This is a genomic window from Saccharothrix variisporea, from assembly GCF_003634995.1.
Taxonomy (GTDB): Bacteria; Actinomycetota; Actinomycetes; order Mycobacteriales; family Pseudonocardiaceae; genus Actinosynnema; species Actinosynnema variisporeum.
Map to the genome: position 1 here is coordinate 8,673,251 of NZ_RBXR01000001.1, position 15,595 is coordinate 8,688,845.

Annotated in this window: 13 protein-coding genes and 1 pseudogene; 7 read left to right on the plus strand and 7 right to left on the minus strand. The window is 71.1% G+C overall.

Annotated elements, in window-relative coordinates; translation table 11 throughout:
* The first annotated feature begins 117 nt into the window (after positions 1-117).
* A complete protein-coding gene (locus tag DFJ66_RS39190; protein ID WP_121229443.1) occupies positions 118-1,605 on the plus strand; it encodes an amidohydrolase family protein in 1,488 nt (495 codons plus the stop codon).
* Here DFJ66_RS39190 and DFJ66_RS39195 read toward each other — a convergent pair.
* Together DFJ66_RS39195 and DFJ66_RS39200 are read right to left on the minus strand one after the other, a co-directional pair.
* Entirely contained in the window at positions 1,579-2,241 is a 663-nt protein-coding gene (locus DFJ66_RS39195; protein ID WP_121229445.1) for a TetR/AcrR family transcriptional regulator, read from the minus strand. The two genes, DFJ66_RS39190 and DFJ66_RS39195, sit on opposite strands and share 27 nt — an antisense overlap.
* Positions 2,242-2,245: 4 nt before the next feature.
* Positions 2,246-3,712 (minus strand): MFS transporter, encoded by a 1,467-nt coding sequence (locus tag DFJ66_RS39200; protein WP_211351465.1) that lies wholly within the window; start codon positions 3,710-3,712, stop codon positions 2,246-2,248.
* 259 nt (positions 3,713-3,971) lie between these two features.
* On the opposite strand from DFJ66_RS39200, the gene DFJ66_RS39205 reads away from it, so the two are divergent.
* The 6 genes and pseudogenes from DFJ66_RS39205 (at position 3,972) to DFJ66_RS39230 (ending at position 9,962) form a co-directional block, all read left to right on the plus strand.
* Positions 3,972-4,253 (plus strand): metal-sensitive transcriptional regulator, encoded by a 282-nt coding sequence (locus DFJ66_RS39205; protein ID WP_121220675.1) that lies wholly within the window; start codon positions 3,972-3,974, stop codon positions 4,251-4,253.
* Positions 4,254-4,264: 11 nt separating this feature from the next.
* Positions 4,265-4,411 (plus strand): annotated as a pseudogene (locus DFJ66_RS39210) (heavy-metal-associated domain-containing protein); the annotation flags it as partial.
* Between the two features lie 52 nt (positions 4,412-4,463).
* Positions 4,464-5,444 (plus strand): hypothetical protein, encoded by a 981-nt coding sequence (locus DFJ66_RS39215; protein WP_121229448.1) that lies wholly within the window; start codon positions 4,464-4,466, stop codon positions 5,442-5,444.
* The gene (locus DFJ66_RS39220) at positions 5,434-7,719 is read left to right on the plus strand and encodes a heavy metal translocating P-type ATPase (RefSeq protein WP_121229450.1); all 2,286 of its coding nucleotides are present in this window, start codon (positions 5,434-5,436) and stop codon (positions 7,717-7,719) included. The genes DFJ66_RS39215 and DFJ66_RS39220 overlap by 11 nt, the downstream gene beginning before the upstream one ends.
* Positions 7,720-7,791: 72 nt before the next feature.
* Positions 7,792-8,373 carry a TetR/AcrR family transcriptional regulator gene (locus DFJ66_RS39225; RefSeq protein WP_211351466.1) on the plus strand — a complete coding sequence of 194 codons (582 nt, stop codon included), beginning with the start codon at positions 7,792-7,794 and terminating at the stop codon, positions 8,371-8,373.
* An 80-nt stretch (positions 8,374-8,453) separates the two neighbouring features.
* Positions 8,454-9,962, plus strand: coding sequence for an MFS transporter (locus DFJ66_RS39230; protein WP_121229454.1), 1,509 nt, complete (start codon positions 8,454-8,456; stop codon positions 9,960-9,962).
* A 23-nt stretch (positions 9,963-9,985) separates the two neighbouring features.
* Here the strand turns inward: DFJ66_RS39230 and DFJ66_RS39235 are convergent, their stop codons facing one another.
* The 5 genes from DFJ66_RS39235 to DFJ66_RS39255 are packed head-to-tail and all read right to left on the minus strand — an operon-like array spanning position 9,986 to position 15,594.
* Positions 9,986-11,362: an NADH-quinone oxidoreductase subunit N gene (locus DFJ66_RS39235; RefSeq protein ID WP_121229456.1), complete on the minus strand. Its 1,377-nt coding sequence runs from the start codon at positions 11,360-11,362 to the stop codon at positions 9,986-9,988.
* A gap of 7 nt (positions 11,363-11,369) precedes the next feature.
* The gene (locus DFJ66_RS39240) at positions 11,370-12,860 is read right to left on the minus strand and encodes a complex I subunit 4 family protein (RefSeq protein ID WP_121232396.1); all 1,491 of its coding nucleotides are present in this window, start codon (positions 12,858-12,860) and stop codon (positions 11,370-11,372) included.
* Positions 12,861-12,867: 7 nt separating this feature from the next.
* A complete protein-coding gene (locus tag DFJ66_RS39245; RefSeq protein WP_121229458.1) occupies positions 12,868-14,724 on the minus strand; it encodes an NADH-quinone oxidoreductase subunit 5 family protein in 1,857 nt (618 codons plus the stop codon).
* A 4-nt stretch (positions 14,725-14,728) separates the two neighbouring features.
* Positions 14,729-15,034 (minus strand): NADH-quinone oxidoreductase subunit NuoK, encoded by a 306-nt coding sequence (gene nuoK / locus DFJ66_RS39250; RefSeq protein ID WP_121229460.1) that lies wholly within the window; start codon positions 15,032-15,034, stop codon positions 14,729-14,731.
* Entirely contained in the window at positions 15,031-15,594 is a 564-nt protein-coding gene (locus tag DFJ66_RS39255) for an NADH-quinone oxidoreductase subunit J (protein WP_121229462.1), read from the minus strand. Before DFJ66_RS39255 ends, nuoK begins: the two co-directional genes overlap by 4 nt.
* Position 15,595: the final 1 nt, after the last annotated feature.

Genomic DNA, 15,595 nt, shown 5'->3' on the forward strand with positions numbered 1-15,595 from the left:
AGCTTCCCCCAGTTGACGGCTTGTCAGATAACTCGAACACAACAGTACGGGTTGTGCGTACGTTGTGGGAGTAGGTTGGCCAAGTCGATCGACTATCACGCATAGGAGGGCTCCGGCATGGGGGAACCCGATGGCCTCATCAGCGAAGCTGATGGCGGGACGCTGTTCCGCGGCGGCTTCGTCTGCACGGCCGACGACGCTGCCGGCGTGCACCCGACCGGATCGGTGCTGGTGGTGGGCGACCGCATCGCCGCTGTCGGTGAGGTGGCCGACGTGGACGCCGTCGCGGCCGGACTGCCGGTCCCGGTGCGCGCGGTCGACGCTACCGGGATGATGGTGCTGCCCGGTTTCGTGAACCCGCACTGGCACGACATGTTCGCGGCCCGCGTGGCGTTCCGGGGAGCGCTGCGCCCGCCGTCCGACCTCGGCGACGAGCCGGGGTTCTTCGCCAGCGGCGGGAACATGGCGCAGGTGTCGATGGCGTTCGACTCGTTCGCCGACATGATCGCCGGTCTCACCCCGGAGGAAGCGCTGGCGGTCGCCCGGTACTCGCTGTGGACGCAGTTGCGCTCCGGGGTCACCACGCTGGGCGACACCGGGTCGCTGAACCGCCCGGACGCGCTGGTCGAAGCGGCTCGCTCGCTCGGCATCCGACTTTCGGTGACGACGTGGGCCGCCGACGCGGTGTGCGCGCCGGGGGAGAGCCGCTACCGCCGCACCCGCGACACCGACCGGATCCTGGGCGAGATCGAGGAGCTGCTGCGGATGCCGCCCGACCCGCTGGTCCGGGCGCGACCGTCCGCGCTGTACTCCACCAACATGTCCGACGAGCTCGGGCGCGGCCTCGCCGACCTGGTGTCCCGTTACGGCACCGGTTTCGTCACGCACGTCGGCGCACTGCGCAACGAGTCCGACGTGGTGCGCGCCTACTACGGGACGTCCCCGGTGCGCCGCCTGGCCGACCTCGGCCTGTTGTCGGACCGGTTGATGGCCGTGCACACCGCGTTCGTCGACGACGACGAGCGCAAGCTCCTGCTCGACGCCGGCGCCCACATCAGCCACTCTCCGGCCAAGTACGGCCCGACCGGCGAGTCGGCGCTGAGCGAGACCAAGCAGATCTCCGAGTTCCTCGCCTCCGGCCTGGACGTCTCGTTGTCCACCGATGGCGGCCCCTACCCGATCGGCGGCATGGTCGAGGCGATGCGCGCCGCGTGGCAGATGCACAACGAGATGCGCGCCGACAACACCTTCGTGCGACCGTCGAAGGCGCTGGACATGGCCACCCGCACCGCCGCGCGCGGGCTCGGGTGGGAGGAGGTCGGGAGCCTGGTCGTCGGCCACCGCGCCGACCTCGTGCTGGTGCCCACCACCGGCTGGCGCTACCTGCTCAACCCGAGGCCGTTGGAGTCCTTCCTGACCCTCGGCGGCTCGATCGACGTGCACACCGTCGTCGTCGGCGGTCGCGTGCTGGTCGAGGGTGGACGGTCCACCGAGTGCGACGAGGCCGAGCTGGAACGCGAGTACCTCTCGGCCCTGCGGTCGTTCTCGGGCCGGCACCTGCACGTGCCCGACGACGTCCTAGGCCGGTTGTTCCCGGCGTTGTGAGCCCGTAGGCGGTGCGACGGCGGTGCGCAGCGTTCGTTCCAACATCGTTCCGGCCTGGTCAGCCGTCATCCGACCCTCCGTGACCTCCCGCGCGGCGGCGTGGACGAGGCTGTAGAAGACCGTCACGATCCACTCTGCGGCCATGTCGGTCCGGAACACCCCTTCGTGCCGCCCGCGGTTCACCAGGCGCGCCACCCGGTCCAGGGCGCGGCGGTGGGTGTCGCGGACCTGCTGGGGCGAGAGGGCCTCGGCGGCGACCATGAGGTTGCGGTACCGGCCCAGCACCGCCCAGGACGAGCGGATCACCGCGGCCAGCGCCTCGTCGGCGGGGCCTTCGTCCGCGTCGGTCAACGCCCGTTCGGCGTCGGCCACCGCCAGGTCCAGCGCGGCGGCCAACACCTCCTCGCGGGTCGGGAAGTGGGTGTAGAGGGTGACCCGGCTGACCCCGGCGGCGTGCGCGATCGCGGTCATGCTCGTGTCGGGCCGTTCGGTGAAGCACTCCAGGGCGGCGGCGACGATGGCGTCGATGTTGCGCTCGGCGTCGGCGCGGCGCGGCCGGGACCGCGCCGACCCCGACCGCGCCGGCCCCTTTGATCCTGACGCTGTTGACGCGGAGCGTTCGGGCTCGTCGGTCATGGGGTCAGTGGGCGAACACCGGGCCGTCGCCACTGGGCTTGCCCGCCGGCAGCAGCAGCGGTGCGACGACGGCCACGACGAGCGAGACGACCGCGCAAGCCAGGAAGGCGTTCTGGAAACCACCGACCGAGGCGCCGTGCCCACCGGTCTCCACGCTCGCACCGGCGATCGCGGCCACGAACGCGATGCCCAGGGACGCCCCCAACTCGTGGTTGGTGTTCACCAGGCCGGACAGCAGGCCGGCCTCACGGTGGTCCACGTCGTGCATAGCGCTCGTGGTGGCCACGATGAACATGCACGCCAGCCCCGCCGCCGCGATCACGAACCCAGGCAGCACCTCGCCCAACGCGGTTGAATCGCCGGACAACTGCGCCAGCCAGAAGAACCCTCCGGCCGCGAGGACCATCCCGGCCGCCGCGATCGGCCGCCACCCGACCTTCGCCAGCAAGTGCGAGCACAGGTGCACCGCGACGATCATGCCCAGTGCCACCGGCAGGAACGTCAGACCGGTCTGCAACGCGCTGTAGTCGGCGACGTTCTGCAGGTAGAGCGACGCCAGGAAGAAGCTCGCGATGAGCAGGCCCGCGCCGGACAGCATCGCCAGGTTCCCCGCCACCACGTTGCGCCTGGTCAGCACCGGGATGGGCACCAGCGGGTTGGCCGCGCTGCGCTCGACGGCGACGAAGACCGCCACCAGGACGACACCGACGACCAGCGGGACCAGCGTGGTCGCCGAGCCCCAGCCCGCGCCACCGGCGCTGATCAGACCGAAGATCAGGGCCGCGGTCATCGCGGTCATGAGCACCGCGCCCAGCCAGTCCGACCGGCCCTCGACCTTCTGCCCGGCGATCGGCGCGACCAACGCCAGCGTCGCCACGAGCACGCCGACGCCGATGGGCACGTTGATGAAGAACGCCCACTCCCACCCGGGTCCGCTGGTCAGCGCGCCGCCGAGCAGCACGCCGATGGCCGAGCCCGTGCCGCCGATAGCGGCCCACGCACCCAGCGCCTTGTTGCGATCGGCACCGTGGAAGGTCGTGGTGATGATCGACAGCGCGGCGGGGGACAGCAGTGCCGCGCCCGCGCCCTGGGCCAGGCGGGCGACGATGAGCATGGTGCCGTTCACCGCGAGGCCGCAGACCAGGGAGGCCGCGGTGAACACGACCAGGCCGATCAGGAACGTCGTGCGCCTGCCCACGATGTCCGACAGGCGTCCGCCCAGCAGCAGGAAGCCGCCGAACACCAGCGTGTAGGCCGACACCACCCACGGCAGGACGGCGCGGCTCAACTCCAGGTCCGCGCCGATGCTGGGCAGCGCGACGTTCGCGATCGTCACGTCGAGGATGACCATGAACTGCGCCAGGCACAGCAGGAGCAGGACCCGCCACCGGCCGGCGGCCGGGGCGGTCTCGGCGCCCCCGTGGCCGTGCCCGTGGCCGTGTCCGTGCTGCGCTCCAGGGGAGTGGCTCACCGGAAACTCCAGAAGTCGAACGGAAGTGTTAAAGAAAGCTAGCTCCCGACCGACGCTGAAGTCAAACACTCGTGTAAGGATTGAACGCGGTCATCCCAGGGCGGCGAGCAGGGCGCGGCAGGCGTGCTCGCGGCGCCACGCAGGCGCAGGTTTTCGGCACCTCTTCCGCAGTGGTCACCTTCCGCTGAGTGCCCGTGACGGTTGACCTGGGTACCCCTACGGGGTATACCTATGTGCAGCAGGGTGAAGGAGGCGGGGCATGCGGGGATACGCGAGCGGCAAGGACGACTACCTCAAGCGGCTGCGTCGGATCGAGGGGCAGGTTCGGGGTTTGCAGCGGATGGTGGAGAACGACGAGTACTGCATCGACGTGCTCACTCAGATCGCTGCGTCGACGAAGGCTTTGCAGGCGGTGTCCCTGGGTCTGCTCGACGAGCACCTGAAGCACTGTGTGGCCGAGGCGTTGTCGGAGGGTGGCGAGAACGCGGAGGCCAAGGTGCGTGAGGCCAGTGACGCGATCGCGCGTCTCGTCCGGTCCTGAAGGACGCGAACAGCGAGGAGGTGAGCGCTATCGCGGGGGTGTCCGACGTGGTCGTGGATCTGCCGACCGGGTTGGTCACCGTGACCAGCGCGCGGCCGGTGTCGGAGGCGGAGGTGCGTGCCGCGGTGGAGGAGGCGGGCTACTTGCTCGCCGGTTGAGCCGATCGATCCAGGGGGCCCGTGCGGCGCCCCACGAGTTTTGGGATTTTCGATGAACACAGCAGCGAAGCTCTCCGCCTACGGTGTAGCGCTCGTCCTGGTCGCCGCCGGCGCCTGGGCGATCGGCAACGCTGTCGGTCCTCTTTCCTCCGAGTCGGCCCCGAAGGTCGAGAGCGAGGCGCACGGCAGTGAGGCGGCCGGGCACGGGGACGGCCACAGTGGCACCGTCGCGGAGGGCGCGCAGGACCTGCCCAAGGGGCTGGCGTCGACCAGGGGCGGCTACACCCTCGCGCCCACCGTCACGACGTTGCCCGCGGGGACCAGCCCTTTCTCCTTCCGGATCCTGGGTCCGGAGGGGCATGCGGTGACCTCGTTCGAGGTCGAGCACGACAAGAAGCTTCATCTGATCGTGGTGCGTCGGGACACGTCCGGGTTCCGGCACGTGCACCCCGAGATGGCCGCCGATGGCACGTGGACGGTGCCGTTGGACCTCCCGCAGGCGGGCACGTACCGCGTCTTCGCCGACTTCAAGGCGACCGGTGGCGAGGCAACCACCCTGGGCACCGACGTGTCCGTGGCCGGCGCGTTCGAGCCACGGGCGTACACGCCCTCCCGGGTCGCCGAGGTCGATGGCTACCAGGTGCGTCTGGACGGTGACCTGGTGGCGGGCAAGGCGTCGCCGGTGAAGGTGACGGTGAGCAAGGACGGCAAGCCGGTCACCGACCTCCAGCCTTATCTGGCGGCGTATGGTCACCTGGTGGCGTTGCGCCAGAGCGACCTGGCCTACCTGCACGTCCACCCCGAGGGCGCGCCCGGCGACGGTAAGACCGCCCCCGGTCCGGAGATCGCCTTCGTGGCGGAGGTGCCCAGCGAGGGCGGGTACCGCCTGTTCCTGGACTTCCAGCACAACGGCGTGGTCCGGACCGCCGAGTTCACGGTGTCCACCGACGGCACCCCGGCACCGGCACCCACGACGACGACCGCCGCGGACAACCACGGCACGAGCGAGGACGGACACGGTCATGGCGGCTGAACAGGTCGAACTCTCGATCACCGGCATGACGTGCGCTTCGTGCGCGAACCGGATCGAGCGCAAGCTGAACAAGCTCGAGGGTGTGACGGCGACGGTGAATTACGCCACCGAGAAGGCGAAGGTCACCTTCGAGGGCGTCGACCCGGCGGCCCTGATCGCCACGGTGGAGGCCGCCGGCTATGGCGCGACCCTGCCGACCCCGGCGAACGAGCAGGCCGAGGCCTCGGCAGAGGAGGTCGACCCGACGGCGTCGCTGCGGCAGCGGCTGCTGGTGTCGGTCGTGCTGACGGTGCCGGTGGTCGTGTTGGCGATGGTTCCGGCGTGGCAGTTCGACTTCTGGCAGTGGATCTCCCTGACGTTGGCCGCGCCGGTGATCGTGTGGGGTGCGTGGCCGTTCCACCGTGCGGCGGCGGTGAACCTGCGTCACGGCGCGGCCACGATGGACACCCTGGTCTCCCTGGGCACCCTGGCCGCGTTCGCCTGGTCGGTCTACGCCCTGCTGTGGGGTACGGCCGGGACGCCCGGTATGACCCACCCGTTCGAGTTGACCATCCAGCGTGGTGACGGCACCGGTTCGATCTACCTGGAGGTCGCGGCCGGCGTCACCACCTTCATCCTGGCCGGCCGGTACTTCGAGGCCCGCTCCAAGCGCCGGGCCGGCGCCGCACTGCGAGCGCTGCTCGAACTGGGCGCGAAGGACGTGGCGGTGCTACGCGACGGCCGCGAGACCCGGATCCCGACCGCCGAGCTGAGGGTGGGGGACCGGTTCGTGGTGCGGCCGGGGGAGAAGATCGCCACCGATGGTGTGGTGGAGGACGGTAACTCGGCGGTGGACGCGTCGATGCTGACCGGTGAGTCGGTGCCGGTCGAGGTCGGTCCCGGTGACGCCGTGGTCGGCGCGACCGTCAACGCCGGCGGCCGCCTGGTCGTGCGGGCCACCCGCATCGGCTCGGACACCCAGTTGGCGCAGATGGCGCGGCTGGTGGAGGACGCGCAGAACGGCAAGGCCGAGGTGCAGCGCCTGGCCGACCGGGTCTCGGGGATTTTCGTGCCGATCGTGATCGGGCTGGCGGTGGGGACGTTGGCGTTCTGGTTGGGTGCGGGGCAGGGGACGGCGGCGGCGTTCACCGCCGGCGTCGCGGTCCTGATCATCGCCTGTCCGTGCGCCCTGGGTCTGGCCACGCCGACCGCGCTGCTGGTGGGCACGGGGCGGGGTGCGCAGCTCGGGATTCTGATCAAGGGGCCGGAGGTGTTGGAGTCGACCCGTCGGGTGGACACGGTGGTGCTGGACAAGACCGGCACCGTCACCACCGGCCGGATGAGCCTGGTCGCCATCCACACGGACGGTGTCGACGAAACCGAGGTGTTGCGGCTGGCCGGCGCTCTGGAGCACGCCTCCGAACACCCCATCGCCAAGGCCGTCGCCACCGGCGCGACCGAGCGGGTCGGCGAACTACCCGAGGTCGAGGGCTTCCGGAACCTGGAAGGCCTGGGCGTGCAGGGCGTGGTCGACGGACACGCGGTCATCGTCGGCAGGCAGCGGCTGCTGGCCGAGTGGAGCGTCCACCTGGACGGCCCACTCGCGGACGCGAAGGCCGACGCCGAGGGCAAGGGCCGCACGGCCGTCCTGGTCGCCTGGGACGGTCAGGCGCGCGCGGTGCTCGTGGTCGCCGACACCGTCAAACCGACCTCCGCCGAGGCGGTCCGTGAGCTGCGGGCGCTGGGGCTGACCCCGGTGTTGTTGACCGGCGACAACGAGGCCGCGGCGAAGGCGGTCGCGGCCGAGGTGGGCATCGACGAGGTCATCGCCGAGGTCCTGCCCAAGGACAAGGTCGACGTCGTCGCCCGCCTCCAAGCCGAGGGTCGGGTCGTGGCGATGGTCGGCGACGGCGTCAACGACGCCGCGGCCCTGGCCAAGGCCGACCTCGGCCTGGCCATGGGCACCGGCACCGACGCGGCGATCGAAGCCAGCGACCTCACCCTGGTCCGCGGCGACCTGCGAGCCGCGGTGGACGCCATCCGCCTGTCACGGCGCACCCTGGCCACCATCAAGGGCAACCTGTTCTGGGCCTTCGCCTACAACATCGCCGCCCTACCCCTGGCCGCACTGGGCCTGCTCAACCCCATGATCGCCGGCGCCGCCATGGCGTTCTCCTCGGTGTTCGTGGTCAGCAACAGCCTCCGCCTGCGCGGCTTCCGCAGCACCGCCACCACGACCAACCCACAGGCACCCACCTCACCCCGCACGCAACGGCACCTGGCCACCACACCCTGACACCCCGCACCGGCGGCCCGCGGCGGTTCCCCCGGACCGCCGCGGGCCCTCGCCCGTGGCACCATGCCCCGCATGACCGGTGAGGGACGGCGGCGAGCGGACGCCGAACGCAACATCGAGGCCATCCTCGACGCGGCACTGGACTGCATCAGCGACCAACCCGACGTCAACATGACCGCCATCGCCAAAGCCGCCGGCGTCAGCAGGGTCACCCTCTACGCCCACTTCCCGTCCAGACACGACCTCGTCGCCCACGTACTCGACCGCGCGGTCACCACAGCCGCCGAAGTACTCGACACCGAAACACTCGACGACGACGACCCCGCCGAAGCCCTCACCCGCCTGATCCGATCGGGATGGCAGATCCTCGCCGGCCACCGCAACCTCATGACCGCCGCCCACGACACCCTCCCACCCGCCCAGGTCCGCAGCTTCCACAACACCGTCCTACGCCGAGTCGAGAAACTCATCACCCGCGGACGCCGTCAAGGCACCTTCCGCACCGACCTCCCCCAAACCTGGCTGGTCACCATCTTCTACAGCCTCCTCCACGCCGCCGCCGAAGAAGTCACCGCAGGCAGACTCCGCCAACGCGACGCAGCCGACGTACTCGCCGCCACCATCCTGAGCGCGCTCACGCCGCCGAGCCGGTGACCGCCGCCCGCCATCCTTGACTGTGCTGTACGGTTTGGCGTGTTGAACCTTGACGGGGCCGTACGACTTCGGGGGTGCGCATGGTCAAGTGGTGGCCGCTGGTGGCGGTGTGCCTGGGCACGTTCGTCCTGCTGGTCGACGTCACGATCCTCACCGTCGCCCTGCCCGACATGGCCACCGGCCTGCACACCTCGCTGTCCGGCATCCAGTGGGTGATCAACGTCTACGCGCTGGCGCTCGCCGCGCTGCTGCTGGGGTTGGGCTCGCTCGCCGACCTGCTGGGGCGACGACTGGTCTACCTGCTCGGGCTCGGCGTCTACGCGGCGGGTGCGCTGGTGTGCGCGTTCGCGCCGAACATCCAGGTCATGATCGCGGGCCGCGGGGTGCAGGGGATCGGCGCGGCGGCCATGTTCGCCACCATCGTGGCCCTGCTCGGGGTCACCTACCGGGGACGCGACCGGGGTGTCGCCTTCGGCGTCTGGGGCGCGGTGAGCAGCGCCGCGGTCGCGGTCGGGCCGCTGCTGGGCGGCCTGCTCACCCAGCACCTCGGGTGGCGCTGGATCTTCGCGTTCGGCCTGCTCGTCAGCCTGGGCACGATGGTGCTGGTGCGCCTGGTCCTGGCCGAGTCCCGGGACGCCGCGAGCCCTCGCCTGGACCTGCCGGGCATGGTGTCCTTCACCGTCGCCGCGGGTGCGGTCACGTTCGCGCTCATCCGGGTCCACGACGCGGGGTGGCTCTCCGCCGCGACCCTGTGGCCGGTGGCGTTGGGGTTGGTCGCCCTGGTGGTCTTCGTCGTGGTCGAACGATCCCGCCCGCACCCCATGCTCGATCTCAAGCTGTTCCGCGGTGCGTCGTTCACCGGCGTGATGGTCGGCGCGTTGCTGCTCCAGGGCGCGGCCTTCGCCTACCTGCCGTACCTCACGGTCGGGCTCCGCTCGGTGCTGCACGCCGAACCGGTGACCACTGGCCTGGTCCTGCTGCCGCAGAGCATCGCGGCCTTCGTCGTCTCGCTGCTCGCCGGCCGGTTCCTGCACAGCGTCCCACCCCGGTGGAGCATCGGACCGGGTCTGCTGGTGATCGGGGCCGGCGCTCTGGTGCAGGCGGCGGCCGACTTCTCCGGCGGTGTGTGGGTCATCGTGCCGGGACTGGTCATCTCCGGGATCGGCGTGGGCATGGCGACGCCGACGCTGGCATCGGCGGCCGTCGCCGCCGTCCCGGTCCAGCGCGCGGGCATGGCGGGCGGTGCCGTCAACACGTTCCGCCAACTCGGCTACGCGCTGGGCATCGCCGTGCTCGGCGCGATCTTCAGTTCGTCGGTGGACGGCTCGCTGTCCGGCCGCCCGGACCTCGTCGGCGACCCGCACGCGGCGACCGAGGCGGTGACGGCGGGCCGGGCGGACCAGGTGGTCGGCGGCAACTCCTCGCTCGACGAGCTGGTGCGGTCGGCGTTCTCGTCGGGCATGGATGTCACGTACCTCGTCGCGGGTGTCGCCGCGCTGGTCGGCGGCCTGATCGTGGTGCTGCTGCTCAAGGAACGCCCGCGCACGCAGGCGGGGGCGCCGGTCACCGCTGACTCCTACCGTGCGTAGTAGATCGTCAGGCCGAACGGGAGTCACGCCCCAAGGGCGGCCAGCAGGGGACCGGTGAGGACACCGAGGAGGACTGACCCGGCGGCTGCTCCGTAGGCGGTGTGCACCGCCCAGCGCGTCGGTTCGGGCATGTCCGCGGGCTCACCGCGCACGGCGGGGCCGATCCACCGCAGGTAGTAGAAGACGCTGGCGACCGTGTTCACCACGGCGACGACGACGAGCCACAGCAGGCCCGCGTCGAGCGCGGCGGTGAACACCGTCAGCTTGCCCGCGAACACCACCGTCGGCGGCGTCCCGACCAGACCGAGCAGCACCACCACCAGGCTGACCGCGAGCCACGGCCGACGCCGCAGCAGGCCCCGGAAGTCGGCGAGCACGGTGGCCGCGGGCAGCGCGCACACAACGGCGAACGCCCCCAGGTTCGTCACGGCATAGCCGCCGAGGTAGAGCAGGACGGCAGGCAGCGCGAGATCGCTGTGCCCGGCCGCCGCCACACCGACGAGCAGGTACCCGACCTGGCTGATCGTCGAATACGCCAGCAGTCGCCGGACGTTGTCCTGGAAGAACGCCGCGAGGTTGCCCAAGGTCATCGTGGCCGCCGCGATGACCGCCACCACCAGCGCCCAGTCCAGGCGTGCGGAGGCGACGGTGATCAGCCGGTGGATCGCCACGACCGCACCGATCTTGGGCACCGTCGTGATGAACGCCGCCGCGACCGCCCCGGAGCCCTCCGTCACGTCCGGCACCCAGAAGTGCGCGGGAACGGCCCCCGCCTTGAACAGCAGACCGGCCAGGACGGCCACCACTCCGACCGCCACGGCGAGGCGCGGCGCGGTGGCCAGCCCGGTGCTCAAGGCGGTGTACTCGGTGGCCCCGCCCAGACCGAACACGACGACCACACCGGCCAGCGTGGTCACCCCGAGCAGCGCGCCCATCAGGTAGAACTTCAGCGACGCCTCCGTGCCCGGCGCGTCCTTGGCGAACCCCGCCAGCGCGTAGAGCGGGATGCTTGCGAGCAGGTAGGCCGCCGCCAGCAGCATCAGGTCGTTCGACCCGGCGAGCAGCACGCTGCCCAGCGCGGCCAGCACCAGGAGCACCACGAACTCGCTCTCCCGTGCCATACCCCGGATCGGGTCGGCTAGACACAGCACCAAGACCACCGAGACCATGACCACGACCCGGGTGGCGTTGGTGGCGACGTCCACCACGTACGTGCCACCGAACACCGCCATGTTCTCGCTCACGACCGTGGCCACGACGCCGGCACCACACGCCGCCGCCGCGAGCAGTCGCACCAGCCACTGCCGGTGCCGTGGCAGGTACGACCCCAGCAGCAGCCCGACTATCGCCGCGACGGCGAGCAGGATCTCCGGCAGCAGCGCCGAAGGGTTCTCGTCCATCACGGGGTCACCCGCCGAGGACCGCGTTGACCGCCCGCGCGGCGGGTTCGACGACGTCCAGCAGCCAGCGCGGGAACACCCCGATGACCGCCGCGAGCACCACCAACGGCGTGATGGAGAGCGCTTCGGGTGTCGTGACGTCGCCGAACCGCCCACCGGGTGCCCGGAACGCACCGAGCAGAACCTGTTGCAGCGCACGCAGGAACAGCGCGGCGGTGATCAGGATGCCCAGGAACGCCACGGCGGTGGAAACCGGCGCGCCACCCAAAGAACCGGTGAAGATCTGGAACTCCGCGATGAACCCCGAGAACCCGGGCAGCCCGAGCGAGGCGAACGCGGCGAGGCCGGTCAGGGCGGCGAACCGGGGAGCCTGCGCGGCAAGCCCGCCGTACTCGCTCATCACGTAGGTGCCGCCCCGGTCGTACAGCGCGCCCGCGAGCAGGAACAGCGCGCCGGTGATCAGGCCGTGGCTCACCATCTGCGTGACCGCGCCGGTGACGGCGAGGTCCCGCGCCTGCCCGCTCGACGACGCCACCAGCCCGGCCGCGCCGACGCCGAGGATCACATACCCCATGTGGTTGACCGACGTGTAGGCGATCATCCGCTTGAAGTCCTTCTGCGCCAACGCCACCAGCGCCCCGTACACGACGCTGACCACGCCGACGACCACGATGACGACCGCGTACCGGCGCCAGGTGTCCGGCAAGGCAGGCATGACGATGCGGACGAACCCGTACGTGCCCATCTTCAGCAGGATCCCCGCCAACACCGCCGACCCGGCCGCCGGAGCCTCCGTGTGCGCGGGTGGCAGCCAGGTGTGGAACGGCACGGTCGGCGTCTTCACCGCCAACCCCACGCCGAGCGCCACCAGCACCAGCGCCGCGACAACGCCCCTGCCCGCCAGCGGGTTCTGCGCCGTCAACGCCACGATGTCGAACGTGTGCGGCGAGGCGGCCAGGTACAGGCCGATGAAGCCCAGCAGCAAGACCAGCGAGCCGAGGAACGTGTAGAGGAAGAACTTCAGCGCCGCCCGTGCCGCGTCGCGGTGTCCCCAGCCCGCGATGACGAAGTACATGCCCACGATCGAGAGGTCGAAGAAGACGAAGAACAGGATGAGGTCGAGCGAGACGAACAACCCCAGGCACACCGTCTCCAGGAACAGGAACAGCGCCGCATACGACCGGACCCGGCGGGTCTCGCGTGCCGAGTAGACCGCGCACGCGAGGAACAGCAGGGCGGTCAGCGCCACCAGCGGCAGGCTGATCCCGTCCACGCCGACGTGGTACCCGGACCCGACACTGGGGATCCACCGCAGGTGCACGTCGTAGGCGAACCCCGAGTCCCCTGGCCGGTAACCGATCCACAACCCCGCGACGAGCAGCAGGTCGACAGCGGTGGCGGCGATCCAGGTCCAGCGCACGGCCCGGTCGCCCACCCGCGGCAGGGCGAGCAGGACGGCCGCCACGGCGACCGGCAGGAAGACCACGATGCTGAGCACGTCCACCTCATCCTCGTCCGACGACGGCCACCACCACGGCGAGCACGAGCAACCCGACCGCCGCCTGCGCGTAGTACTGGTGCAGCTGACCGGTCTGCGGCCGGCGGGCGAGCCGGCCCAGCGCCCGCGCCGCGTTCGCGACACCGCGCACGATCCCGTCCACCGACCAGTCCACCTTCGTGTCCGCGACCCGGGCGACCACGACACCCAGCCTCGCCGTGCTCTGCACGACCCCGTCCACCCACCGGTCCACCCTGGCGTCCGCCACCCGGGACGCGCCGAGCCCCAGCCGGGCCGCGGCCCGCACGCCACCGTCCACGACCCGGTCGTCGAACCGGGCGAGCCACCCGGCCACGGCCAGCGTCGGAGCGGTGATCGCGACGCGCGCCAACGCTTCCAGCCCCAGCCACCCCGCCAGCACACCGTTGCGCCGCGCCAACGCGTCCGTGCGGGTCGTCAGCCGGGCGAGCACCACCGCGCCCACCGCCACCACGGCCGACAGCGCCGCCTCCCACCACGCCGTCCCGCCTCCCACCACCAGCCCCAGTCCGGCGGCGGCGACGGCCAGCAGGGGAAGCGGCAGCCAGTGGGCGGGCGTGGCGGTCTCCGCGGTCGTTTCCGGGCCGCTCGCCCACACCAGGAACAGCGCCCGGCCCGCGTACAGACCGCTGGTCGCGGCGGCGGCCAATCCCACGACGTACAGCGCCACCGACTCGTTCAGCGCCGAGGCCAGCACGGCGTCCTTGGCGACCCAGATCGACAACGGCGGCACCCCGGCCAACACCAGCGCACCCACCGAGAAGCTGATCCCGACCACCGGATATCGCCGTGCGGCACCGCGCAACCCGGACAGCTCCTTGGTGCCCAACGCGGTCAGCCACGCACCCGCGCACAGGAACAGCAGGCTCTTCGTGGCCGCGTGCGCGACGAGTTGCCCGGCCCCGGCCGCGACACCACCCGTTCCCGCCGCGAGGACCATGAACCCCACCTGGGAACACGTAGACGCGGCCAGCAACTGCTTCAGGTCGGTCTGCACGACAGCCACCGCGCCCAGCGCCAACGCCGTCACCACACCGACCCACGCGACGGCCGCCGCAGCCCACCCCGTTGCACGCAGCAACGGCTCCACCCGCAACAGCAGGTACGCCCCGGCCGCGACCATCGTCGCCGAGTGCAGCAGCGCAGACACCGGGCTGGGACCGGCCATCGCCCGCGACAACCAGAAGCTGAACGGCAGTTGGGCCGACTTGCCGAACGCCGCCACGACCAGCCCCGCCGCCACGACCTCGCGCCAGCCGCCTTCCAGCCCCGGGAAGTCCAGTCCCCACCCGCCCGAGCCGCCGGCGAGCACGGCACCCGCGGCGAGGTAGAGTCCCAGGTCGGCCGTCCGCGTGGTCAGGAACGCGATGGTGCCGGAGACCACCCGTTCCTCGTCCCGCCACCAAAATCCGATGAGGGCGTAGGACGTCGCCCCCATCACCTCCCAGGACATCAACAGCGCCGGCAGGGTCGTGGCGGTCACCGTCACCAGCATCGCGCCCGCGAACACCAGCACCAGCCCGAAGAACCGGCCCCGGTCCTCCCGGACGTCCCCGGTCGCGAACACCAGCACCGCCAACAGCACCACGGCCACCGTGAGCACCATCGCCGCCGACAGCCCGTCCACCGCCAACCCGAACCGCAGCCCCGCCAGGAACGGCGCGGACACGACCGGCCGCCCCACCGCCGCCCACACCGCCAAGCCCAGGACCAGCACGCCGGTGCCCACGGCGACCGAACCCGCGACCCGCTCCGCGCGCCGGCCCGAGACCGCGAGCACACCGCCGACGACGAGCGGCACGGCGACCAGGGCCCACAGTTCCACGCCGTCAGCCCTTCAGGTCCGCGGCCATGTCGGTCATGTCCACGTCCCGGCTGCGGAAGATCGCCGTCGTGACGGCGAACCCGACCGCCATCTCCACGGCCATCGCCGTCACCGCCAACAACACGACCACTTGCCCGTCCGGCCGGTCCGGCGAGGCGTAGTACCAGAACGCGGCCGCCCCGACGATGACCGCGTTGACCATCAGCTCCAGCCCCATCATGATCATCACGATGGACTGCTGGGACAGCGCGCCGTAGAGCCCGACGCTGAACAGCGCCGAGGCCAGCAGCAGGAACGCCTGGAGGGTCATCGCCCCAACCCTCCCCGGATCGGGTCGTGCGGTCGCTTCCGCTCCAACCGGTCGCCGTAGCGGTCGTAGCGGCCCCGATGGGTGGCCAGGACGACCGTGCACACCATCGTGGCGAACAACGCCAACCCGAGCACGATCATCACCAGCATCTTCGAGCCCATCAACGCCTCGCCGAGCTGCATCGTCGGGTCGTCGGGGCGCGGCGCGTCCGATCCCGGCCACGGCGTCACCAGCACGCCGGTCGCCAGCAGCACGAACGTGCCGACCGCGATCGCCAACGACCCCTTGGGGTTGTGCACCATCGTCATCGGCATCAACCCGGCCGGGTTCATCATGTACATGATCATGAACACGGCCATGACGACCATCTCCATGATCATCATGAGCACGACCAGCACTCCCAGGTAGGGCAAGTCCAGCAACAGCACCGTCACGGCGGCGAAGAGGAACGAGGCCAACAGTGCGAACGTCGCCCGTGCCATCGAGTCCACCCGGAACACGGCCACACCGGACACCACGGCGAGCACGGCGCACACCCAGAAGAGCACGTCACGCCACAAC